The 21,403-nt window shown below is 64.0% G+C and carries 21 protein-coding genes; 14 read left to right on the top strand and 7 right to left on the bottom strand.

Translation table 11 applies throughout. The features are described 5' to 3' along the window. Window positions 1-138 precede the first annotated feature (138 nt). Window positions 139-1,386: an RNA polymerase sigma factor RpoD/SigA gene (locus QZ294_RS04340; protein WP_297047211.1), complete on the bottom strand. Its 1,248-nt coding sequence runs from the start codon at window positions 1,384-1,386 to the stop codon at window positions 139-141. Between the two features lie 136 nt (window positions 1,387-1,522). Between QZ294_RS04340 and QZ294_RS04335 the strand changes: the two genes are divergently transcribed. The 4 genes from QZ294_RS04335 to QZ294_RS04320 all read left to right on the top strand — a co-directional run bounded on the left by QZ294_RS04335 (window position 1,523) and on the right by QZ294_RS04320 (window position 5,928). Then, window positions 1,523-4,006, top strand: coding sequence for a homocysteine S-methyltransferase family protein (locus QZ294_RS04335; protein WP_297047209.1), 2,484 nt, complete (start codon window positions 1,523-1,525; stop codon window positions 4,004-4,006). A 10-nt stretch (window positions 4,007-4,016) separates the two neighbouring features. Next, window positions 4,017-4,487, top strand: coding sequence for a TlpA disulfide reductase family protein (locus tag QZ294_RS04330; RefSeq protein ID WP_297047207.1), 471 nt, complete (start codon window positions 4,017-4,019; stop codon window positions 4,485-4,487). 137 nt (window positions 4,488-4,624) lie between these two features. Further along, the gene (gene hpt / locus QZ294_RS04325; protein ID WP_297047206.1) at window positions 4,625-5,167 is read left to right on the top strand and encodes a hypoxanthine phosphoribosyltransferase; all 543 of its coding nucleotides are present in this window, start codon (window positions 4,625-4,627) and stop codon (window positions 5,165-5,167) included. Window positions 5,168-5,208: 41 nt separating this feature from the next. Further along, window positions 5,209-5,928 carry a zinc-ribbon and DUF3426 domain-containing protein gene (locus tag QZ294_RS04320; RefSeq protein WP_297047205.1) on the top strand — a complete coding sequence of 240 codons (720 nt, stop codon included), beginning with the start codon at window positions 5,209-5,211 and terminating at the stop codon, window positions 5,926-5,928. A gap of 95 nt (window positions 5,929-6,023) precedes the next feature. Here the strand turns inward: QZ294_RS04320 and QZ294_RS04315 are convergent, their stop codons facing one another. Continuing rightward, window positions 6,024-6,374, bottom strand: a complete 351-nt coding sequence (locus tag QZ294_RS04315; protein WP_297047204.1) for a hypothetical protein — start codon at window positions 6,372-6,374, stop codon at window positions 6,024-6,026. Between the two features lie 300 nt (window positions 6,375-6,674). Between QZ294_RS04315 and QZ294_RS04310 the strand changes: the two genes are divergently transcribed. After that, window positions 6,675-7,139 carry a hypothetical protein gene (locus QZ294_RS04310; RefSeq protein WP_297047202.1) on the top strand — a complete coding sequence of 155 codons (465 nt, stop codon included), beginning with the start codon at window positions 6,675-6,677 and terminating at the stop codon, window positions 7,137-7,139. A gap of 48 nt (window positions 7,140-7,187) precedes the next feature. After that, complete coding sequence (locus QZ294_RS04305) at window positions 7,188-7,424, top strand: glycine zipper domain-containing protein (protein WP_297047201.1); 237 nt, start codon at window positions 7,188-7,190, stop codon at window positions 7,422-7,424. A gap of 144 nt (window positions 7,425-7,568) precedes the next feature. Here the strand turns inward: QZ294_RS04305 and ruvB are convergent, their stop codons facing one another. Together ruvB and ruvA are read right to left on the bottom strand one after the other, a co-directional pair. Then, window positions 7,569-8,531 (bottom strand): Holliday junction branch migration DNA helicase RuvB, encoded by a 963-nt coding sequence (gene ruvB, locus QZ294_RS04300; RefSeq protein ID WP_297047241.1) that lies wholly within the window; start codon window positions 8,529-8,531, stop codon window positions 7,569-7,571. Window positions 8,532-8,560: 29 nt separating this feature from the next. Further along, on the bottom strand, window positions 8,561-9,172 hold the full coding sequence (gene ruvA, locus QZ294_RS04295; protein WP_297047199.1) for a Holliday junction branch migration protein RuvA: 612 nt from the start codon (window positions 9,170-9,172) through the stop codon (window positions 8,561-8,563). A 170-nt stretch (window positions 9,173-9,342) separates the two neighbouring features. On the opposite strand from ruvA, the gene QZ294_RS04290 reads away from it, so the two are divergent. Then, window positions 9,343-9,621 (top strand): DUF5334 family protein, encoded by a 279-nt coding sequence (locus tag QZ294_RS04290; RefSeq protein ID WP_297047197.1) that lies wholly within the window; start codon window positions 9,343-9,345, stop codon window positions 9,619-9,621. A gap of 138 nt (window positions 9,622-9,759) precedes the next feature. On the opposite strand, the gene QZ294_RS04285 is transcribed toward QZ294_RS04290, so the two are convergent. Then, entirely contained in the window at window positions 9,760-10,332 is a 573-nt protein-coding gene (locus tag QZ294_RS04285; protein ID WP_297047196.1) for a hypothetical protein, read from the bottom strand. A gap of 244 nt (window positions 10,333-10,576) precedes the next feature. Here QZ294_RS04285 and QZ294_RS04280 point away from each other — a divergent pair, with 244 nt between their 5' ends. The 4 genes from QZ294_RS04280 to QZ294_RS04265 all read left to right on the top strand — a co-directional run bounded on the left by QZ294_RS04280 (window position 10,577) and on the right by QZ294_RS04265 (window position 13,815). Then, complete coding sequence (locus QZ294_RS04280) at window positions 10,577-11,203, top strand: MBL fold metallo-hydrolase (protein WP_297047194.1); 627 nt, start codon at window positions 10,577-10,579, stop codon at window positions 11,201-11,203. Window positions 11,204-11,220: 17 nt separating this feature from the next. Then, window positions 11,221-11,850 (top strand): flavodoxin family protein, encoded by a 630-nt coding sequence (locus tag QZ294_RS04275; protein WP_297047192.1) that lies wholly within the window; start codon window positions 11,221-11,223, stop codon window positions 11,848-11,850. A gap of 320 nt (window positions 11,851-12,170) precedes the next feature. Next, window positions 12,171-12,614 carry a ComF family protein gene (locus tag QZ294_RS04270; protein ID WP_297047191.1) on the top strand — a complete coding sequence of 148 codons (444 nt, stop codon included), beginning with the start codon at window positions 12,171-12,173 and terminating at the stop codon, window positions 12,612-12,614. 289 nt (window positions 12,615-12,903) lie between these two features. Next, a complete protein-coding gene (locus QZ294_RS04265) occupies window positions 12,904-13,815 on the top strand; it encodes a DUF4198 domain-containing protein (RefSeq protein ID WP_297047190.1) in 912 nt (303 codons plus the stop codon). A 167-nt stretch (window positions 13,816-13,982) separates the two neighbouring features. Here the strand turns inward: QZ294_RS04265 and QZ294_RS04260 are convergent, their stop codons facing one another. Both QZ294_RS04260 and QZ294_RS04255 read right to left on the bottom strand, forming a co-directional pair. Then, window positions 13,983-15,560, bottom strand: coding sequence for an ammonia-forming cytochrome c nitrite reductase subunit c552 (locus QZ294_RS04260; protein WP_297047188.1), 1,578 nt, complete (start codon window positions 15,558-15,560; stop codon window positions 13,983-13,985). Next, window positions 15,553-16,041, bottom strand: coding sequence for a NapC/NirT family cytochrome c (locus tag QZ294_RS04255; RefSeq protein ID WP_297047186.1), 489 nt, complete (start codon window positions 16,039-16,041; stop codon window positions 15,553-15,555). The genes QZ294_RS04260 and QZ294_RS04255 overlap by 8 nt, the downstream gene beginning before the upstream one ends. Before the next feature lie 160 nt (window positions 16,042-16,201). On the opposite strand from QZ294_RS04255, the gene QZ294_RS04250 reads away from it, so the two are divergent. From QZ294_RS04250 to fliD, 3 genes are all read left to right on the top strand, one after another. Beyond that, window positions 16,202-17,152 carry a DMT family transporter gene (locus QZ294_RS04250; RefSeq protein ID WP_297047184.1) on the top strand — a complete coding sequence of 317 codons (951 nt, stop codon included), beginning with the start codon at window positions 16,202-16,204 and terminating at the stop codon, window positions 17,150-17,152. Further along, complete coding sequence (rdgB, locus tag QZ294_RS04245; protein ID WP_297047182.1) at window positions 17,130-17,795, top strand: RdgB/HAM1 family non-canonical purine NTP pyrophosphatase; 666 nt, start codon at window positions 17,130-17,132, stop codon at window positions 17,793-17,795. Before QZ294_RS04250 ends, rdgB begins: the two co-directional genes overlap by 23 nt. A 258-nt stretch (window positions 17,796-18,053) precedes the next feature. Next, window positions 18,054-21,344, top strand: coding sequence for a flagellar filament capping protein FliD (fliD, locus tag QZ294_RS04240; RefSeq protein WP_297047181.1), 3,291 nt, complete (start codon window positions 18,054-18,056; stop codon window positions 21,342-21,344). Window positions 21,345-21,403 lie beyond the last annotated feature (59 nt).

The following is a 21,403-nucleotide window of genomic DNA, read 5'->3' as shown; positions in this document are numbered from 1 at the left end:
CCGCGCGCGTGGAGCGCCTTGCCGTCGGAGCGGGCAACGGCAAAAAAACGGGACGGAGACCTTTCCGTGGCAGTTTCATGGAGTTCGGCGCGCCTTCCCGGCTGGCGTTGTTCCTGAATGCCGCATGTCGCCGCGCGGTCAGGACTGGATCCATTCCGGCGAAAAATCCTTGACGTCGAGCGTGATATGCTGGCCGATCTTTTCCAGCAGGCGCGCTTCAAGCTGGCGCACGCGCTCGCGGGTGATATTATACCGTTCGCCAATTTCACGCAAGGTCACGGGTTCATCCGTGAGCAGCCGGTGGCGCAGGATATATTGCTCCTTGTCATTGAGTTTGGGCAGGATGGTCTTGAGCTGCGCGCGGACGAGCTGCGCCACTTCGGCGGAGGCGAGGCGTTCCTCCGCTCCCTGGTCGAGGGCGGGGAGAAAGTCCATGCGCGTGGCGCCGCCCTCGTCGCCCACCTGGACGTTGAGGGAAAGATCGGTGGAGGCCAGGCGCTGGTCCATCTCGTTGACCTGCGCCTCGCTCACGCCGAGCCGTTCCGAAAGCATGGCGGCGTCGGGGTCGAAGCCCTGGGCGATGAGCTTCTGCCGTTCGCGGTTGAGGTTGTAGAAGAGCTTGCGCTGCACTTGGGTGGTGCCGATCTTGACCATCCTCCAGTTGTCCATGATGAACTTGAGGATGTAGGCCTTGATCCAGAAGGAGGCGTAGTAGGAGAACTTGATGCCCTTGTCCGGGTCGAACTTGTGAACGGCGCGCATGAGGCCCACATTGCCTTCCTGCACGAGGTCGAGGACGTTCTGCATCCAGCGGCGCTGGAAGTCCATGGCGATGCGGACCACGAGGCGCAGATGGGACGAGACGAGACGGAAGGCCGCGTCGGGGTCGTTGTCGTCGCGCACGCGCACGGCGAGATCGTGTTCCTCCTCCGGCTTGAGCAGCGGAAAACGGCTGACCTCGCGCAGATAGAGCTGAAGACTGTCGCGCGGGGCCGCCGGAGACGGCAGATATGCCGTCCGGCGCAGGGGCAGCCGTCCATGGCCGTCATCCCCGGCGTCGTCGGTATCGGGAGCCTCCGCGTCCAGATGGTCGTCATCGAGGAGCAGCCCTTCCTCGTCATCGGCATCCACATCGAGGATGTCGGCGCCGTCCTCAAGGCTGTCCTCATCCGCCGCTTCCGGTGGCACGGAAACATCCGCGCCGGCTCCGGCCCTTGAAGGCGTTGTGCCGGCGGTGGGGCGCGGCGCATCTTCCGGCAGGATCTCCGGAATGACGGCGTTGCGCGGGCCTGGTGCCCCGGCAGCGGCGGGGCTGTCCGCCGCCGGGGAGATATTCACGAACTCCGGAGCGTCGGTTCTGGCGGAGCGTTTTTGTGTTTTTGTCATAGGGTCTCATTGCCGCTCGGAACTGACGGCAGTGCCCTATGCTACAATTTTGATTTGTCCTTTTCAATGTTTTTCAGTAGTAAAAAAGCCGGGGCATGACGCCCCGGCCGCGCGTCCATCGCCTGAGGGTCATGAAATGAACACTTTTCCGTTTCGTCGCGCTCTTGCCCAGGGGCGTCCGCTCCTTCTGGACGGAGCCATGGGCACCATGCTTCAGGCGGCGGGGCTGCCCGCCGGAGTAAGCCCCGAACAGTATTGCCTGGAAAACCCCGATATCCTCCGGGGCATCCATCTCGCCTATCTCAATGCCGGTTCACACATCATCACCACATGCACCTTTGGCGCCAATCCGTTCAAGCTGCCCCCCGGGCTTGACAGCTTCGATGTCTGCCGGCGCATGGCGGGGGTGGCGCGCGAGGCGGCGCAGCTGGCGGCGTCCCGCGCGGGCCGTCCTGTCTTTGTGGCCGGCAATGTGGGGCCGAGTGGCCTTTTCGCGCGTCCTCTGGGAACGCTGGAACCCCGTGAACTGGTGGAAGGCTTCGCGGCGCAGATCCGGGGACTCGTCGCCGGCGGCGCCGATCTCATCTTTGTGGAAACGCAGTTCGACCTCGCGGAGGCGCGCGCCGCCGTTGCCGCCGCGCATCAGGTCTGCGACCTGCCTGTCATGGTGTCCATGACCTTTGAGCACGGGGTGAGCCTCACCGGCTCCAGCCCGGAGATCTTCGCCGAGACCATGCAGAATCTGGGCGCGGATGTGGTGGGTACCAACTGCAGCCTCGGGCCGGACGAGATGCTTCCCGTGGTCCGGGAATTGCTTGACGTGTGCGCGTGCCCCGTCATGGCGGAACCCAATGCCGGCCTTCCGGAACTGCGGGACGGGCAGACGGTCTTTCCCATGGGTCCGGAGAGCTTCGCGCAAAAGACGGCGTCCTTCGCGGCCATGGGCGTTGGCGTGCTGGGCGGTTGCTGCGGCACGACGCCCGAGCATGTGGCCGCGCTCGCGCGCGCGCTGGATTCCGTCACCTGTCCGCCGCGTTCCGCGCCGTCCTCCCGCGGCATTGCCCTCACCAGCCGCTCGGCGCTTGTGCGTATCGGCGCGGAGGAACCGCTGGCCGTCATTGGCGAGCGCATCAATCCCACGGGCAAGCCGGCCCTGGCCGCGGAGCTTCAGGAAGGGCGTTTCGATGAGGCCCTGCGGCTCGCGGACGAGCAGGTGGCCGCCGGCGCGGCCGTCCTGGACGTCAATGTGGGGGCGCCGCTCGTGGATGAGGTCGCGTGCCTCGCGGAGCTGTCCCAGCGTCTCATCGCCAGGCATCTGGTGCCGCTTTCGCTCGATTCCTCCAATGTGGAGTCCATTGCCGCGGCGCTCCCCTATTGTCCCGGTTCGTGCCTCATCAATTCCATCAGTGGCGAAGAGGGCCGCATGGAAGCGCTGGGACCGCTCTGCCGGCAGTACGGCGCGCCCTTTGTCCTGCTGCCGCTTCAGGGGAGGAAGCTCCCGGTGCGCGCGGCCGAGCGCATCCGTATCGTGGAGGATCTTGTCGGGCGCGCGACGGCTCTGGGCATACCGCGCCGTCTGATCCTCGTGGATATTCTGGCGCTGACGATCTCCTCCACGCCCGAAGGCGTCAACGAGTGTCTGGAGTTTGCCCGGTGGTGCCGGCGGGAGCATTTGCCCACGACCATCGGCCTTTCCAATATCTCTTTCGGGCTTCCGGCGCGGCCCCTGCTGAACGCGACCTTCCTGGGCATGGCCGTGGGGTCCGGCCTTGCCTCCTGCATCGCCAATCCGACAGCGCCGCTGATGCGCGAGACAACGGCGGCCGTGGCCGCCCTTCGCGGCCATGACGCCCATGCCGCGGCCTTTATCGGCGCCTTTGGCGACTGGAGACCCGGCGGCGGGAGCGCCGCCATCCGGGGCGGCAACGCCCCGGGAACCGCCGTTGCCGCGACCCTCCATGACGCGGTGCTCCAGGGCGACAAGGAAGGCGCCCCCGCGCTGCTGGAAAAGGAGCTTGCCGCCGGCACGGACCCGCTGGAGATCGTGGACGGGATACTTGTCCCGGCCATCACCGAGGTGGGCGAGCGCTACGAGCGGCGTGAATATTTTCTGCCCCAGCTGATCCGGGCGGCGGAGACCATGCAGCTGGCCTTCGGGCGCCTCAGGCCGCTGCTCGAGGCGCGGCGCGGGCCCGAAAAACGGCCGGTCATCGTGCTTGCCACCGTGGAAGGCGACATCCACGACATCGGGAAGAATATCGTGGCGCTCCTGCTCGGCAACCATGGCTTTGAGGTGGTGGATGCGGGCAAGGACGTGCCCGCCGAGGAAATTCTGGCTTGCGCGATGCGCCACAAGGCGCGTATCATCGGGCTTTCCGCGCTGATGACCACGACCATGGTGCGGATGGAGGATACGATCCGGCTCATCCGTGAGCGCGGGCTGCCCATCCGGGTCATGGTCGGGGGCGCCGCCGTGACCAGGGCTTTTGCCGAGTCCATCGGCGCTGACGCCTATTGCGAGGATGCCGTGAGCGGCGTGCGCGCAGCCCGGGGCTTTCTCCGGGAAGAGGCGGACGCCGCTTCCGGGCCGGATGCGGGCCGACAAGGTATGGAATCCTGAGGACACTGCCATGAAACGGATAGCTCTCGCATTGCTGTTCTGTCTCCTGCTTCCCTGCGCCGCCCGCGCGGCCGGGGAGGCTCCCCTGCCATCCCTGGACAAGGCCGGGCTTACGGCCCTGCTCCAGAAAAACAAGGGTAAGGTGGTATTGCTGAACTTCTTTGCCACCTGGTGCCCCCCCTGCCGGATGGAGATCCCCGAACTCGTCAGGGTGCGCGATGCCTATCCGGCTTCGCAGATGCTGCTGGTGGGGCTTGCCGTGGATGACGACAGCGCGCCGGTCGTGCCCTTCATCAGGAAGGCGGGCGTCGATTATCCCGTCTATCTTGCCGGGCGCGACGTGACCGATGCCTATGGCGTGACCAGCGTGCCGCACAATGCCTTTTTCGCCAGGGATGGGCGCCTTGTGATTTCCGAACCCGGCATGGCGGATGCCAATGTCATCCGGCAGGTGGTTGACGACCTGCTCGGACGGAAATAGACCGTCATGTGCGGCGGGGAGCGTCCGCATCAGCCTGGACCTGAAATTTCGGATCGGCCGTTGCCAGGGGCGCAAACACCGTGAAGCGGGTCTGCTCCCAGCCTGGGGCGCCGTGCGGCCAGAGGGAGAACGGCAGCATGACGGAAGAGCTGCGCATCAGGGAGCTGGTCAGTGTTTTCAGCCCGGAGCAGATCGCCGGGCGCGTTCGGGCCATGGCCGGGGAAATCGACGCGCGGTATGGGGATGAGCCTCTGGTCGCCGTCTGCGTCCTCAAAGGGGCCTGCATTTTTTTTAGCGATTTGGTGCGATCTTTGCATAATAAAAATCTGGAGCTGGATTTCATCCGCCTTGCCAGCTACGGCATGGGCACAACAAGCTCCGGCCGGGTGGTGCTCGGCAAGGATGTGGAGACCGACATCCGCGACAAGCATGTCCTGCTTGTGGAAGATATCGTGGACAGCGGGCGCAGCATGCGTTTTGTGCTGGATGCCTTTGCGGCGCGGGGTCCACGCAGTCTGCGCCTGGCCGCGCTTGTGGACAAGACAGGCCGCAGGGATGCCGAGGTCGTCGTGGATTTTGCCGGCTTTTCCGTGGAATCGGGGTTCCTTGTCGGGTATGGCCTTGATTATGCCGAACGGTATCGGGGCCTGCCGGGTATCTGCGAGATCGTGCCGGAGTAGGGGAAGATCGGTTCCCGCAACGTGTTTTCTGGAGTCATGGCATGGAAGTGAAATGTCCGCAGTGCGCGAGCCGCTTCAACCTGCCCGACGCCGCCGCCAGGCCGGGCGCGAAGTTGCGTTGCGCCGTCTGCAAGACGGTTTTTGCCCTTCCCGCAACGGGCGGCGCAGGCGCATCGCCCGCCGCTGCCAGGACGGCGCGCAGGGAGACCGGCAAAGAGCCGCTGCCGGAGCTTGGTCATAAGCGCGGCCGCCGCAGGCTCTGGCTGGCGTTGCTGCTTGTCCTGGTGCTGGCCGGCGCAGGCGCGGGGGGCTATTTTTCTTTCTTCGCCAGGGAGACGCCGCCCAGTGAGGCGGATATCGCCAAAAAGGTCGAGCTGCTCACCATGCGCAACGTGCGCCAGTACAATGTGCTCAATGAAAAGGTGGGCAAGGTCTTTGTCATCGAGGGGCGCGTGGTCAATGAATTTCCCGACCCCAAGGAACTCATCTCCCTGGAAGGGGCCATCTATGACAAGGACAAGAAACCGCTCGCCGTCAAAAAGCAGCTTGCGGGGACCCAGCTTTCCCTGTTCCAGCTCCAGGTGCTCAGTGAAAAGGAGATGGAATCTTTCCTGAACAACAAGGTGGAGATCCTCACCAACAACACCAATGTCCTTCCCGGCGCGGAAGTGCCGTTCATGATCCTGTTCTACGATCCGCCGGATGATGTGGCGGAGTTTGGCGTCAAGATCGTGGATGTCAAAAACGCCGGAGCCGGGTAGGGCGGTTTCCGCGATGCACAGGGGCCTGACGGTATCGCCGCCAGGCCCCTTGTTTTGTATGGTGGTGATCCCTGCGCGGCCGCCTGCGGGCAGGATCAGAACATCAGCTTCCTGAGCAGGACCAGCGCGGCGCGCGCACCGCTGTGGCTGATGGGAAATGGGGCTGTGGCGAAGTCGTTGAGCGCCTGCTCCACGCACGCCAGATCGGAGCGGAAGCTGCCGATGCGGACGGAACTTCCATCAGCGGCGATGTCGATGTCCGCGCAGCGGATCTCCACCTCCCGGTCAAGGCCGTTGGGCGCCAGGGTCAACCTGAGTTCGCCGTTTTCCAGGGCGATGCCTTTCACCTTTCCGTAGCGCCCGAGGGCATTTTCCACAGGCGCTTGCAGCAGGGTCTCCACGGTGAAGGCCGCGCCTTTTTTCCTGAGAGTTTTCCAGATGCTCATGGGTTTTCCTTCCGTTTCTGGCGGGACAGCGCCCACCCGTGGCCTGCCGGGAGCCGGCTTTTGCGAACGGATGCCCGGCTATCGCGCCGCGCGCGGCTCCCGCCAAGGCGAAAAATGGTCGCACGCGGCCGTCAGCGCTGTCAACGCACGAGGCCCCGACCGCCCATGGCGAACCTGCGGGCGCGGAAACGTCTTGATAGTTCGGGGAGGTTCAGGCTATACATTCTCAGGAGCGGAAGTTCCCGCGGCCGGCAGCGCACTGCGCGGCCGCCGATGATCGTCAACGCAAAGGAGCTTCGTGTGAAAAAATCGCTTTTGCGCCTTGGTCTGGCACTGGTCCTCGCCCTGACGTGCGCCGCCGCCCAGGCCGCGCCCGCCGCCTCGTCTTCCGACAACCCCGTCGGCAATCCTGCGGTGAACCCCGCCGGGAACCCCGTTGACCAGTTCACCGGCGAAATTTGGGTCAATACCGCGGAATCCGACAAGGCCGCCTACCTTTTCGGCATCGATTCGGCCGTGACGGTGGAGTATTTCGTCAATGCCCGGCAGACGGCCAAGGCGGCCAAGGCCGGCAAGAAACCCGTCTATACGCTTTCGCCCTTTGAAAAGGCCTGGATGGAAGCCTTTTCCGGCGTGTCGCGCGCCGAGATCATCAAGATGGTGGACGCGTGGTACGCGGCCCATCCCAAGGATTTGCAGCGTCCGGTCATGAGCGTCATCTGGTATGAGCTTATCGAACCCCGCCTCGCCGGGGCCAAAAAGTAACAAACCCCGTCCATGCGGCTGGTTTCGGCCAGCCTTCAGGAGTCTGATATGAAAAAAACACTGATTATCGGCATCATGGCCGTCATGTTCGCCTCCGGCATCGGCTGCACCAACATGAGCCGCACGCAGCAGGGTGTTGCCAGCGGTGCCGCCTTGGGCGCTCTCGGCGGTGCGGGCATTGCCGCCATTTCCGGCGGCATGGCCGGCTGGGGCGCGCTGGCCGGCGCCGGTGCCGGCGCGCTGGCCGGCGGTATCATCGGCCACGAGCAGGACAAGCGCTGGTAGCCGTCAGAAAACCTTCGGGCTGTGCGCCCGGTACAGAAAAGGGCCGGAATCTCCGGCCCTTTTTGCTTCTGCGCCGGCATTGCCGCGAGCTGACGCCCGGATGCGCGCGGCTCAACAGCGTTGCGCGGGCAAAGGGGAGAACGGTCAGGAGAGCAGGAGTTTCAGATGCCGATAGGCGCGGGCCGTTGCCATGCGTCCGCGTTGCGTCCGTTTGAGGAACCCGCACTGGATGAGATAGGGTTCATAGATGTCCTCAATGGTGCGGACTTCCTCCGAGCAGGCGGCGGCCAGCGTTTTCACCCCCACAGGGCCGCCATCGTAATGGGTGATGATCACCTCAAGAAGCTTGCGGTCCATCTGGTCCAGACCAAGTTCATCCACATCCATGCGCGCCAGCGCTTCGCCCGCTTCGGCGGCGGTGATCTCGCCATTGCCATGCACCAGGGCGAAGTCCCGCACGCGGCGCAAAAGGCGGTTGGCGATCCGCGGGGTGCCGCGTGAGCGCCGCCCGATTTCTTCCGCGCCGTCGGGGGTGATGCGTACGCCGAGTATGCGGGCCGACCTGCTCACGATGCGCGCCAGATCCGCGGGTTGGTAGTATTCGAGCCGCGCCACGATGCCGAAGCGGTCCCGCAACGGGGAGGAGATGAGTCCCATGCGCGTGGTGGCTCCGGCCAGGGTGAACGGCTCAAGGTCGATCTTGACGGTCCGCGCCGCCGGACCCTGGCCGATGACAAGATCCAGCTTGAAATCTTCCATGGCCGGGTACAGCACTTCCTCCACCGCCACGGGCATGCGGTGGATCTCATCCACGAACAGGATGTCATGCCGGGACAGGTTGGTGAGGATGGCCGCCAGGTCGCCGCTGCGTTCCAGCACCGGCCCAGAGGTGCAGACCAGGTTGACGCCCAGTTCCGAGGCCATGATCTGGGCGAGGGTCGTCTTGCCGAGACCCGGATTGCCGTAGAACAGGGTGTGATCCAGAGCCTTGCCGCGTTCGCGGGCGGCGTTGATGAACACGCGCAGGTTGGCGCGCAGTTCGTCCTGGCCGATGAAATCATCCAGGCTGCGCGGCCGCACGCTGTCATCGGCGCTGGATGCGGACATGGCGTCCCTGTCTTCGTCGGCGGCAACCATCACGCCTTCCCCTTTGCCAGGGCCTTGAGCGCGGCCCTGAGTGCGCCGGTCACGTCCAGATCAGGCTCGTCGTGAAGGATATTCTTGAGCAGAGACGCGCATTCCCCTTCGGCATAGCCCAGATTGGCAAGCCCCGCGAGCGCATCGCGGAAAACGGAACCGGGCCTGCCGTCCGCGGTGAGGGTGCTCCCCTGCGGGGCATCGTCGGTTTTGAGCTTGTACTTGAGTTCCAGAAAAACATGCTGCGCCGTTTTTTTGCCGATGCCCGTCACCTGCGTGAGGGCAAGCGCGTCATCCTCCAGGACAAGGCGGCGCAGGTCAGCGGGACGGAAGAGGGAAAGAATGCCCAGGGCCGTACGCGCCCCAACCTTGGAGATGGAGATCAGGGTCTCAAAGGTCTGGCGCTCCTCGAACGAGGCAAAGCCGAAAAGTTCCAGGGCATCTTCCCGCACGCAGAGGCAGGTGTGGAAGGCCACGCTGCTGCCCGCCGCAGGCAAGGCGGCCAGGGTGTGGGCAGGCAGCGCCACCTCATAGCCGACACCGCCGCCGGTGATCACCAGACAGGCGTTGCCCCACACTTCGCCGAGACGGCCCTCAAGATACGCGATCATGTTGCTCCTGCACAAGCATTGGCGGCACGGAACCCATGCCGCGGGCGAAGCCGGACCCCGGCGCGGGAGCGGTGCCCGCGCCATCCGGGGCGCCCCGGGCATCCGGCGGCGGAGGTTCCGGAGCATCCGGGATATTGCCAAGACGGCAAAATGGATTTACACCTCACGGCATGAATCTTCTGTTCCGCGGGGCATTCCTTCTGGGCTGCCTTCTCTTGCCGACGGCTGTTCCGGCGTGGGACGGCTTTGATGCCGATACCACCGACCTGGTCGAACTGATGCCCGACAAACTGCCCGCCCCCGGTGACACCGTGGATGTGCGCGAGTACGATGCGGATACCTCGCGGACCTATCTTGTGGAGCGTGTGGCCCGCAATTCCCGCACTGTTGAGGTGGTGGTGCGGGCGCCGGACGGTTCGCGCCGTACCCTGGTCATGGAAGGCCGCTGAAAATCCCCCAGAGCATTTTGCTGTCGCCATTCGTAAGGCTCGCAGGCTCGCCAGCGACGGGCGCACGCAGGCGGAGCCGCTGACGGCTCCCGCATTTCGCGTTCGGGACGCGGTCTGGACACTCCTTCGGCGCTGGCGTCAGCTACCGCTGCCGTCAGCGCGCTCATGCCCCGGCAGGACGATGCTGGCATTTTCGTCCCGGCCCTGTCCCTTGGGGCAGAGCGGTCGCATATGGCAGACCTCGCAGCCGCCCCTGAAGGGAAAATACGTCAGCACGGCATAGCGGCGTTCAAGCAGGCTGGAGTCTTCGCCCTTGTAGGGCAGGCCCTGTTCCGCAAGGGCGGCCCGGAGTTCCGGTGTCGGCCTGGGGGAAGGGGCGCAGCCTCCGGTTTCGACCTGGGGCAGCAGTTCCTGCACGCCGGTCATGCAGAGATATTGTGCAAGGGTATTGACGAGGAAGCCTTCGGAGGGCGATTGCGCCCACGCCTCGTCCACTGCGGCTTCCACCTCTTCCGGCAGCCAGACGGCAAGCCAGGAGGAGGGTCCTGAAGTTATCTGACATGCCTTGAGCCGGGGGAGCCATGCTTCCCACAGCCCGAGGAGCCTCTCCAGAACAGCTCCTCCCAGGCGTTTTTCCTGGCTCAGGGCCATAAAGTCTTCAATGTCGAAATACGGCTGAAGCTGATGTTCGGTGATGGTCGTTCCGCTCACGCGCGCTCCTTTGCGATCGCCCCGGCCATCCTGTAAAAGCGGCCGGCCGCCCAAGGCATTGTAGCCGAGCCTCCGGGGGCGTCAAGAGCTTTTCGGCATGCGTTGTGGCGAGGTGCTTTCCGCCGGCGTGAGGGCGTTGCCGTCCCGTCGCGCGGGCTTGCCCATGGGTCGCCGCTGCGATAGCATGGGGATGGCCGGAGTGTGCCCCGTTTCCGTGCAATTTTTCCCCCAAAGGATGCCCCTCATGCCCATAGCCACGTTCCCCCTTGGTCCGCTCAGTACCAACAGCTATCTCCTGCATACCGGAACGGCCGCCGTTGCCATCGACGTGGGCGGCGACCCGGCGCCTGTGCTGGAATATCTCATGGCGCAGCATCTCACGCTGGACGCCATCTGCCTCACGCACCGGCATTTTGACCATCTGTATGGCGTGGCGCGGCTTGCGGAGGCAACCGGCTGTCCGGTCTATTCGCCATCCGGGGATGATGCGCTTGCCCGGTCCGAGTCCGGCATGGGGGGGATCTGGGGCATGCCGCTGGTGACGCCGTTTGACAGCGAACCCATGCCCACGGGGCGGACGCAGTTCGGCGGGATGGACTGTGTCGTGCTGGAAACGCCGGGCCATACGCCGGGGGGCGTATCGCTCTACTTCCCCGCTGAGAAGGCCTGTTTCACCGGCGACGCACTGTTTTACCGCTCCATGGGCAGGACGGATTTTCCGGGAGGCGACCAGGAGCAGTTGCTGCGCTCCATCCGGGAGACCCTGTTCCGCCTGCCGGATGATGTGACGGTCTATCCGGGCCACGGGCCGGCCACCAGCATCGGCGATGAACGCCATCACAATCCCTTCTGCGGCGAGTTCGAGGGGTGAATCCGGCGCTCGTCCTCATGTGCAGTCCGCATGCGGACGGGGTTTCGGACCGGCTGGCGCACTGCTTCGCCGATGCGCTCGCCCATACCGGCTGCCCCGTGTGCCGTGTGCCGTTGCGCGCGCACCCTGTCCTTCCCTGCACAGGCTGCGGGACCTGTTCACGGCCGCCGCATGCGTGCGTCCTCGCTCCGCGGGATGAGGCGGAATGGCTGTTTGCGCGTTTTGCCGAAGCCCCGCTGGTCCTGATGGCATCGCCCATTTTTTTTTATGCGCTCCCGGCTGGTCTCAAGGCCTGGATCGATCGGGGCCAGCGCTTCTGGGCCGTCCATGCCGCACGCCTTCGGGCGGGGGAGGGGGATGGTCGACCTTTTCCGCACCGTACTGCGGCGGCCAAGCCGGTGCTGGCAGCGCTTGCGGCCGGACGCCCGCGTGGCGAGGAATTGTTTTCCGGGGCCTTGCGGACGCTGACCTGGTTTCTGGCGCCGCTGGGCGCGCGCCTTGCCGAGAACCGCGGTTTTCGCGGGCTTGACCGGCGGGAGGATCTGGATGCGCGCCCCGAGGTCGCCGAAGACATGCGGGAATGGGGGCGATGCTGGGGGGAGCGTCTGTGTGCCGGCCGGGAGGAACGGGGGGAAGAGGCATCGTGACCGTCGGGCCTTTGCGCCGCTGGCTGGGGCTTCTCGGGCTGGACGAGATACGTTGTTCCTGTTGCTTGCGTCCGTTTTCCCCTTCGGTGACGGAAATGTCCGGTGGCGACGGTTCACTGCCGCTCTGCCCGGAATGCGGGAAACTCCTGACGCCTTTCACCGGCCCGCGCTGCCCGTTGTGCGGGTTTCCCTTTCCCGCTGGGGCGGCAGCGTCCGTTGGCGGCGCGACGCCACCCTGCGGCGCCTGCCTCGCCCGTCGACCGCCATGGCGCGCTTTGGCCTATCATGGAGTGTACAAAGGCGCCCTCCGGGACCTTGTCTTGCGTTTCAAGTTTGGCGGGGAGCTTGCGCTGGGGCGTCTGCTGGCAGGGTGGCTGGAAAATGCCGCCCTGTGCCTGCCGGCGCCGGACGTTCTGGTGGGCATGCCGCAGCATCCGGCGCACCTTCGCCGTCGCGGCTTCAATCAGGCCCACGAGCTGGCCCGTGCCCTGCATGCGGCCACGCATATCCCGTTTCGGCCGGATATCCTTGTCCGCAGGTGCGACAGTGCTCCCCAATCGTCACTGAACGCGCAACTTCGCGCCGCTACTGTCCGTGGCGTTTTCGGCGTCGCCGCTCCCGTGTCGGGAATGCGTATTTGGCTTGTCGATGATGTCATGACCACGGGAAGCACGCTGCGGGAGGCTGCACAAACATTGCTCGGGTCCGGCGCCGCCGAGGTGTGCGCGCTGGTGATTGGCCGGACGCCGCGTGTGATCGCCTGAGAGATGCCTGCATGCGCGGCTTCTTTTTCTGGCGAGGGGAGAGGAGCGGACAGGCCGGAAGCTGCGCCGTGTCTGGCGCAGGCGCGGCTGCGGCGCGGATGGAGCGGCGTGGCGGGCACATGACAGGGAACGGGCTTTTTGCTATCCTTCCTTTTCCCTGCGCAGACCCGGTGGCCGGGAATGCGGTATGGACGTGCGAAGCGAATGAGGACAGGTCATGCGCGTCATCCGGTATTTTTTCGCGTGGTTGTGGCAGTTCCGCGGACAGGGAATGGCTGTGGCGCTGTGCATGTCTTTTTCGTTTGCGGGCGTTCCGGCGCGCGCCGATGCGCCGCTCACCCTGGTGGTGCCGAGCCGGCAGATCGTCAGCCTGCCCGACATGCAGGCCGGGAAGGACGCCCGGCAAAAACCCGGAGAGAAAACCGCCGGCAGGAATGCCGCAAAAACAGAGGAGCCGGGCGCTGCCCTCAAAGATGCCGCGATCCAGGAAGAGGTGGATGTCCTGCTTTCCATGATGCGTCCGGCCCTGCATGCAGCCGTGGCCGTGGACATGCCGCAGCTTTTCGCCGTGCTGCGGCATGATGCCGACGCTGCCGCTCCACAGGGCGGCGCGCAGCCGGAACGGCGGGACCTGCTTGGCGATGTCGAAGAGATCCGCTATCTGGACCAAAAGGCGTGGGGCGCCAATGTGGCCCTGGACAAACCGGGCCTCTATCAGTTTCTCCTGGAAGGACGTCCCTGGTGGGACGAAGACCGTCAGACCTTTCTGCGGCATCAGGTCAAGGTAACGCTGCCTGTCCACGGGGTGGACCGTGGCTGGAATGAACCGTGCGGCCAGAGCTTTGAAATCCTTCCCCTGATAAGACCTTTTGGGCTGACCGCGCCGGCCCTCTTTGCTGGCCGCATCCTTCTGGATGGCAAGCCTCTCGCGGGCACGCCGGTGCGGATGGTACGCATCAACGCGGATGGAGCGGCTGTGCCCACGCCCTGGCATGGAGAACTGGCCGGAGTGAGCAATGCCGCAGGCGAGTTTTCCTTCGTGCTCGCCCAGCCAGGCTGGTGGTGCTGCGAAGCCCTTGCCGCCGGGGAGCCGCTCAAGGGTCCGGATGGCGAACTCAAGCCTGTGGAACGCGGCGCGCTCTTCTGGTTGTTTGTGGAGAACGCGCCCCCTGTCCGTGCAGATGACGGTCGCAAACGGTAGACTTTTTTTGAGGGAAAATATCTGTCTTGCAGATATTTTCCTCAGCAAAATGTTCTAAATGAGAACGTGCCGGGGCAGATTTCCCGCTCGGGCACGTTTTTTTTCATACAAAAAAGGGGAGTCCGCGGCCGCGGACTCCCCTGATGGCGTTGTATCCGGGCAAGGCCCTACTTGGCGGCAGCCGCCTCCTGCTGGCCTGCGGGCTTGTACTCCTGCCCGAACCAGACCTGAGGCGCCTCGGGCAGCGTGGGCAGGATGCGGGTCCAGGGGTTCTTGTCCAGGAACTCGCGGTCCTGCTGGAGCTTGCGGCTCATCTTGAGGATCGGGGGCACCAGTTCCTTGATGTCCCTCGCCATGATGGGCGAGATGCCGTAATTGGTGGCGGCTTCGGCCAGTTCAACGGCCTTCTGGCTGCATTCCATGGAGGTCATCAGGGTATCCAGCGCCTTGGTGGGATTGTGGAAGCCCACGCTGTTTTCCGCTGAAACGTAGTCCCAGAAAAGCTGTCCCTTTCTGTTGATTTCACGCGCTTCGGCCATGAGCCTGTCATAGTCGGGCGACTTCGCGCCTTCCCAGAGGCTCGCCTGACGGATGGCCTCATGCGCGCGCACCGAGGCTTCCTGCGCCTTGAGCAGCTGCCTGTAGGTCCGCTCCTGCACATAGATGACGCGGCCCTTGAGGTATTCGGGCGTCTTGTCATAATGGCACTGGCGGCAGGCGCGCAGTTCCGGGTCCTTGAGCGGCGAGGTCATCCAGTGGCTGGAGAACTTCTGGCCGCCCTGGCGCATGTAGGGCATGTGGCAGTCGGCGCAGGCGACACCGGCCGAACCGTGCGGGCCGTCGATCCACGTTTCGTAGTCGGGGTGCTGCATCTTGATGATGGGCGTCTTTGACGCGGCATGCACAAAGTCCACGAACGGGCCTTCCTTGCCCTCGGCATTCTTGGGGCCGTGGCTCTTGTAGTACTGGTACATGTCTTCGGGACCATAGCCATTGTCCCAGGGAAACACGGGCTTGGCGGCGGGTCCGTTGCCCTTGGCCGTGAAATAGTATTCCACATGGCACTGGGCGCAGACGAGGCTGCGCTTTTCGTTGCGCGAGATCTTGCTCCAGTCGCGGCCGGAACGCTTCAGCCAGTCCTGCAACGGCACGGAATAGAGGCGAAGCTCCATGGTGGCCGGGTCATGGCAGGTGGCGCAGGAAATGGAGTTCTGGGTCTCGCTGACCTTGTCGGGCGCGCGGAAGCTGTTGACGTCCTTGGACCAGAACTGGTCGCCGTATTCCCTGACCCAGTCCATCATCTTGGGGGTCTTGCAGTTCCAGCAGGTGGCCGGCAGGCCGCCCTTTTCCGCATAGCGGTTGATGCGGTCGATATTGACGAAATCCTCGATGGCGCGGGTGTGCCCCCTGGTCTCGTTGTACTCGTACATGAACGGATAGCCGAGCCACAGATTCTTGAGGTAGGGCTGCGCGTATTTGTAGCCGACGGGCAGGGGATCCACATTGTCGTTCTTGTGATAGGGGATGGAACCCTTGTAAACGGTCATCTCCTTGTCACGGTTGTTCCACATGTAGGTTTCATACTGGTTGGGGAACTGCTCCTTGAAGGCGGACATGCTGATATTGTCCGGATTGATGCCGGTCTTGTAGGTGGGCGCCTTCAGGTCGGTATTGACATCATCGCAGCCGCAGACGAGAAGCGCCGCGAGAGCAATGGTCGCCAGTGACAAACCTTTTCTACTCATAGCCCACCGTCCTTTCGCTTATGGGATTCAGGCGCATGTGCGCGACACTTCTGTGGCAGTCCGTGCAATAGGGTTTCACGGCCATGCTCGCGACCTTCGCATTGACCGGCGCGTGGCAGTTGATGCAGTTCTGGTTGACGATGTCACGATGCTTTTTGGCCGGCGGGATCGGAACATCCCTGCCCTGGATATTGCCGAGGACATCTTCCATGGCCGCTTCGGCCTTGAAGGGGATCTTGGCGAGCAGCGCATGCGGGGCATGACATTCGTTGCAGGAAAGTTTGGCGTGCATGCCGAGTTTCTGCGTTACCGCCGCCTCGCGCATGATATGGCAGGAGGCGCAGAACTGCCGCTGGTCCGTGGCGTTCAGCGCCCAGGCGAACACCCCGGCAAGGATGACGCCGATGACCAGGCCGCTGAACAGCAATTTCCACACAGGTGCCCCGGGCTTTGTGCCCGGCCCATTCCTGGCGCCTTCCATGGGATCCCCCTTGTTCAGGTTGCGTAGGTCTTGTCCTGATACGTACCGCCTTTTCCACTGTTTCGCAAAGGGTTGCGCGCTACCGGCCTTTCCTTCATTGACAGCGGGGCCAGGTTCGGGCAAAGGGACCATGTCCCGTTGCGCGAAAAAAGGAAGAACCATGGGGCAGGGCTTTCTTGGCTATGGCAGCGCGTTGCTCGCCACGGTGATCTGGTCCGGCAACTTTGTGGTGGCGCGGGCCGTGGCGGCGCTCATTCCGCCGTGGCAGTGCAATTTCTGGCGCTGGCTCGTGGCGCTGGCGGTCATCCTGCCGTTCGCCTGGAGAGGGCTGCGCGCGGACTGGCCCGGCATCCGCAGGCATTGGGCCTATCTCGCGCTGATGGCGCTTCTCGGCGTCACCCTCATGAATACCCTCATCTACAAGGCCGGCCAGACGACCACCAGCCTGAACATGGCCCTGCTCGTACCCACGGCGCCCATTGTCATCCTTGTTTTTTCGCGCCTGCTCTATGGCGAACCCATCACGGCGCGGCGTCTGGCGGGCATGTTCCTTGTCATCTGCGGCGTGTGCCTGCTCGTGAGCAGGGGGGACTGGGACCGGCTCGCGCACCTGCGCTTCACCAGTGGCGACGTGTGGGCGCTGGGCGGGGCGTTCTGCTTCGGGCTGTATTCGCTCTTCATGCGCCGCCGTTCCCATGATGTTTCGGCCCTGGGGTTCAACGTGGCGACCTTTTTTCTGGGGCTGCTCTTTTCCCTGCCGTTCACCGTGGCCGAGGCCTGTCTTTTGCCGCTGCCGGAACCGGGGCCGGCCGTCCTCATCAGCATCCTCTATACGGGCGTGGGCTGCTCCTTCCTGTCGTTCTGGCTCTGGACGCTTGCCGTGGACAGGATCGGCCCGGTGCGGGCCGGCATGGTCTATTACAGCCTGCCGCTTTTCGCGGCGGCCGGCTCCTTCCTTGTGCTTGGCGAACGCGTGACCGAGGCCCAGATCATGGGCGGTTGCCTGGTCATCGGCGGGATCCTCGCGGCGACCTGGCCCCGGCACGCCGCTTCTTCCACAACCAAAAAAGGAAAAACGGAAAATGCGGATGGAACGGAACGTGACGCCTGAGGGGGCGGCTTTTTCGGAAGGCGCCCTGCCGCGCGTGGTGCTTGCCACGCGCAATGCGGGGAAGATCGCCGAGCTGGCGGCCCCTTTGGGGGCATTTGGCGTTGCCCTGGTCGGGCTGGAGAGCTTTCCCGGTATTGGCGAGATCGCGGAGGATGGCGCCACGTTCGAGGAAAACGCCCTCATCAAGGCGCGCGCTGTGGCCCTGGCTACCGGACTCGTCAGCGTCGCCGATGATTCCGGCCTTGTGGTGGAGGCGCTCGGCGGCGCGCCCGGCATCCATTCCGCCCGCTATGCGGACGACTGGGACCTGCTTCCCGGCGAGGACCGCGACCGGCGCAATATCCGCAAATTGCTGCATGCCCTGCGCGAGGTGCCCGCGGAGCGGCGCGCCTGTCGTTTTGTCTCGGTCATGGCGGCGGTGCGGCCCGACGGCCGGGAGCTTTGCGTCCGCGGCGAGTGGCCGGGGCGACTCCTCACGGCCCCTCGCGGAACGAACGGGTTCGGTTATGACCCCGTCTTTTTTGACCCCGCCATCGGCCGGACGGCCGCCGAACTTACGCGGGAGGAAAAAACTGCCCGCAGTCACCGCGGCCGGGCCGCCGCCGCGCTGCTTGCGCGCTGGCAGGAGTTCATGCGGCCCTGAGGCGCCGCGCCGTTGTTCGCCTCATGCCTCTGCGTCGCCGCAATGCTTGAAAGGGTCTAAACTTTTTCTTGCAGATGCCGATCGTTCTGAAAGAGGCGCCCCGCCCCTTGCCGATGCCTGGGCGGATCGCGCCGGGCCGTCCCGGTTTTGGCCGGAAGGGAATACGCGCTTGCACGGATCTTGCATCAAATCCGGCAAGCAAAGTTTTCCGCATTCCGGCCCCGGGCGGGGCAGAATTTTTCACGGCGAGAGGCACGCATGGGCATCAGTATCTCCGGTTCCAACGCCATTTCCGGCCTGAGCGGCAACGATACCGATTTTGACAAGGTATTGACGCAGCTCAAGAAGATAGAATCCACCCAGCTGAACCGCCTGGAAGCCTGGAAAAGCGACTGGAAACTCCGCTATGACGGCTTCACCCAGATCATCGAGCAGATCCAGGCCGCCAGCAGCATGCTCTCGCAACTGAGCGACAAGAACAATTTTGTCACCAAGCTCGTCAATTCGAGCAATGACAATATCATTTCCGCCGTCGCCAACGCCTCGGCCCAGGATGTCCAGCACACCATCAAGGTGAGCCAGGTGGCGAGCAATTCCATATGGGCCAATACCGGCCATGTGTTCGCGTCCAAGAACGACGTCATCAACACCACGGGTGCGGACCAGTATTTCAGTTATACCTATGCGGGCAAGCGTCATGACTTCAAGGTGCCCCCCAACACCACGCTGGATTCCTTCGTCAGCATGATCAACAATTCGTCGGAGAATCCGGGCATCAAGGTCAGCCTCATCCAGACGGGTTCCGGCTATGTTTTCCAGGTGGCGGGCAAGGACACGGGCGCCGCCAACGACCTCGTCATCCATGACAGCAAGCTTGTGGGCATGGACGCCACCGGGTCGACCTCCACCTGGCAGACCAATGCCGCCCTCGACCTCGACAAGACCATGACCGCCCCCACGAACTATGTTTTTGACCTCGTGCTTGCCAACGGCGTCAAAAAAACCGTGACCGTGAGCGGCGACAAGACGCCCGACGAGCTGTGCACCGCCCTGGAGAACGCCGCGGGCAAGGGCGTCATCACGGCGTCCGTGGACGAAAACGGCACGCTCACCGTCTCCGGCGTCCAGTCCATCAGCAGGCGTACGGACAAGGAAAATGCCTATGTGCCCGCCTCCACCCAGGTGACGCTTGCGGGCGACCTCAAGGACAAGCTCAACGCTGCGGGCGGCCTGGCCGGGGGCCTTGGTGACGACGACCTCATCACCTTCACCATGGAGATGGATGACGGCAGCACGCGCACGTTTGAGATCAAGGCCGGGTCCACCAAGCGCGAGCTGCTCGTCCAGATGGCGCAGGCCACGCAGGACGGCGGCAGCCTGGACATCGGCCTCGGCGCGGGCGGCTGGGGCACCAGGCTCTCCGGCGTCAAGGGCGTGACCTTTGAGGCGCAGAACGGCGCTGCGCTGAATGCCTCGGCCCTTACGGCCGAAACCACGGAGTCCACGGGCGTCAGGGACACGCTCGGCGGCACCGTGGACGCCACGACCACCCTGACCTTCGCCAAGGACAAGCTCGCTGACCGCATCGACGGCAAGAAGGCCGGGGAGGACGCCGAGGACCTGGTCTATACCCTGATCACGGATTCGGGCGAGGCGCTCTACCTCAAGGGGCTGAATGGCTCCATGACCAATGAGCAACTGCGCGACGCCATCCAGAACGGCACGGGCCTGGTGGATGGCGACGGCAATGCCGTCACCTGGGCCGGAAAGGGCATCACAGTCTCCTGGGATGAGGATGCGGGCACCCTCGCCATGGACGGCATCCAGAGCATCAAGGTCACATCGGGCGCGGTCACGCCCGAAGGCTATACCACAAGCCTCTCGGCCACCACCACCATCGCGGCCGTCAACGGCAATACCGGTCCGACTTCCAAGGGCGACCTCTTTTTCACGGATCCCGCCACGGGCGACTTCCAGCTGGAGAAAACGCCGGACCTTGTCTATTCCATCACCACCAACAGCGGGGTCAAGGGCACGCTGACCCTGGCATCCGGCCAGTCCATGAAGGACGTGCTCGCCGCTCTGAAAGACCCCGCCAATCCCGGCTGGTCCTGGACGGACGCGAACAAAAATTCTGTCGCCGCCCCGGCGGACTTTTCCGTGAAGTTCACGGATGCCGACGGCAAGGAATATGTGGATGATGCCGGGAATCCGCTTTCTCTGGACGACATCGACGGCCCGGTCTATCTGAATTTCGGCAATGTCCAGACGGCGACAGGACCCGGCGTCACCGGACAGGTGGCGACAAGTTCCAACTGGAATATCCAGCGCGCGGCCAATTCCCGCTATCAGGTGGACAACTGGCCCGTCGAGATGGAGTCGGCCACCAACAAGATCAGCGATGTCATCGAGGGCGTGGTCTTTACCATCCAGGATGTGGGTGACGCCCGCATTTCCGTGAGCACGGACATCACCTCGGTGGAGCAGTCCATCCAGAATTTTCTGGACGCGGTCAATTCCGTCCTGCTGACCATCAATGAGCTGACCAAGTATGACGAGACCAAGGAAGTCACGTCCAACGACCCGGACGACATCGGCAAGGACAACTACAGCCCCTCGGGCCTGACCAACCAGAAGGGCGGCCTGCTCCAGGGCAACTATGGCGTCCAGCTTTTCAAGTCGCGCTTTTCGAACGTGCTCAGCTCGTCCCCGCCGGGCTTCAAGAGCCGCCAGTCCGCCACGGACATCCTTTCCGGCGATGTGCTGGCAAGCCTCGCCAACCTCGGCATCAAGACCGATACGGACCAGAACAGCGATACCTACGGTCTCCTTGTCATGGCGCCCAGTTCCAGCATTGCGGAACTTCAGTCCATGGACAAGGAAAACTATACCAACATGATCACCAACAACCTGGAAGCCGTGGTGGACTTCTTCTGCGCCAGCGGCACAGGTTCGTCCACGAGTTCGGACTTCCGCTACGGCAGCCATGTCGAGGGCATCACCAAGGGCGGCAACTACGAGGTCAGATACACAGTCGACGATGACGGCAACATCACCAGCGTCACCGTGGGCGGTGTGGAGGCCAAGCGCGACGAAAGCCAGCCGGGCTATTACTACAGCGTGGCCTCGGGCGATGCGCGCGGTCTCTCCATCCTCATCGACGACCTCACCCCCGGCGAGCATCCCCCGGCGGGCAAGGAACCCATGTATGTCCGCATCAAGCAGGGGCTCGTCCAGACCACCAACAGCTTTCTCAAGGACGAGCTGGTCTTCAACGACGTCAACATCTCGTCCAATTCCACGCCGGACCAGATTGCGGATGCCATGGCGCTCAAGGCCAAGAACGGCGCGCTCATGTCCCTGCGCGACAACTACATGACCGTCATGGAGAACATCGACGCCAAGATCGAGCGCGAGCAGCGGCGTCTGGATATGTGGGAATCGCGGCAGAAGCAGATCTTCGCCAACCTGGAGACCCTGCTCAAGCAGTACGGGGATCAGCAGACCTCCCTTGAGGCCCAGCTCAAGCAACTGAGCGGCAACAGTTAGGGCGGTCGGGTGCGGTCGGGCGGCAGGACGGCCGTTGCGGCTGGCGGGCCGTGACGGAC

Source organism: uncultured Desulfovibrio sp. (assembly GCF_910584445.1).
GTDB lineage: Bacteria > Desulfobacterota > Desulfovibrionia > Desulfovibrionales > Desulfovibrionaceae > Desulfovibrio.
Note: the sequence above shows the minus strand (reverse complement) of the source record. Positions and strands in the feature narration are given on the sequence as shown.

Excerpts from the sequence above, each read along its gene's own strand:
- QZ294_RS04265 (WP_297047190.1), top strand. The coding sequence starts at position 12,904 with ATGTCTTTTTCGTTTGCGGGCGTTCCGGCGCGCGCCGATGCGCCGCTC.
- QZ294_RS04315 (WP_297047204.1), bottom strand. The coding sequence starts at position 6,374 with ATGAGCATCTGGAAAACTCTCAGGAAAAAAGGCGCGGCCTTCACCGTG.
- QZ294_RS04320 (WP_297047205.1), top strand. The coding sequence starts at position 5,209 with ATGGAAGTGAAATGTCCGCAGTGCGCGAGCCGCTTCAACCTGCCCGAC.
- QZ294_RS04330 (WP_297047207.1), top strand. The coding sequence starts at position 4,017 with ATGAAACGGATAGCTCTCGCATTGCTGTTCTGTCTCCTGCTTCCCTGC.
- QZ294_RS04280 (WP_297047194.1), top strand. The coding sequence starts at position 10,577 with ATGCCCATAGCCACGTTCCCCCTTGGTCCGCTCAGTACCAACAGCTAT.
- fliD (WP_297047181.1), top strand. The coding sequence starts at position 18,054 with ATGGGCATCAGTATCTCCGGTTCCAACGCCATTTCCGGCCTGAGCGGC.
- QZ294_RS04290 (WP_297047197.1), top strand. The coding sequence starts at position 9,343 with ATGAATCTTCTGTTCCGCGGGGCATTCCTTCTGGGCTGCCTTCTCTTG.
- ruvB (WP_297047241.1), bottom strand. The coding sequence starts at position 8,531 with ATGTCCGCATCCAGCGCCGATGACAGCGTGCGGCCGCGCAGCCTGGAT.
- QZ294_RS04275 (WP_297047192.1), top strand. The coding sequence starts at position 11,221 with ATGTGCAGTCCGCATGCGGACGGGGTTTCGGACCGGCTGGCGCACTGC.
- QZ294_RS04305 (WP_297047201.1), top strand. The coding sequence starts at position 7,188 with ATGAAAAAAACACTGATTATCGGCATCATGGCCGTCATGTTCGCCTCC.
- QZ294_RS04335 (WP_297047209.1), top strand. The coding sequence starts at position 1,523 with ATGAACACTTTTCCGTTTCGTCGCGCTCTTGCCCAGGGGCGTCCGCTC.
- hpt (WP_297047206.1), top strand. The coding sequence starts at position 4,625 with ATGACGGAAGAGCTGCGCATCAGGGAGCTGGTCAGTGTTTTCAGCCCG.
- ruvA (WP_297047199.1), bottom strand. The coding sequence starts at position 9,172 with ATGATCGCGTATCTTGAGGGCCGTCTCGGCGAAGTGTGGGGCAACGCC.
- QZ294_RS04260 (WP_297047188.1), bottom strand. The coding sequence starts at position 15,560 with ATGAGTAGAAAAGGTTTGTCACTGGCGACCATTGCTCTCGCGGCGCTT.
- QZ294_RS04250 (WP_297047184.1), top strand. The coding sequence starts at position 16,202 with ATGGGGCAGGGCTTTCTTGGCTATGGCAGCGCGTTGCTCGCCACGGTG.
- QZ294_RS04340 (WP_297047211.1), bottom strand. The coding sequence starts at position 1,386 with ATGACAAAAACACAAAAACGCTCCGCCAGAACCGACGCTCCGGAGTTC.
- QZ294_RS04255 (WP_297047186.1), bottom strand. The coding sequence starts at position 16,041 with ATGGAAGGCGCCAGGAATGGGCCGGGCACAAAGCCCGGGGCACCTGTG.
- rdgB (WP_297047182.1), top strand. The coding sequence starts at position 17,130 with ATGGAACGGAACGTGACGCCTGAGGGGGCGGCTTTTTCGGAAGGCGCC.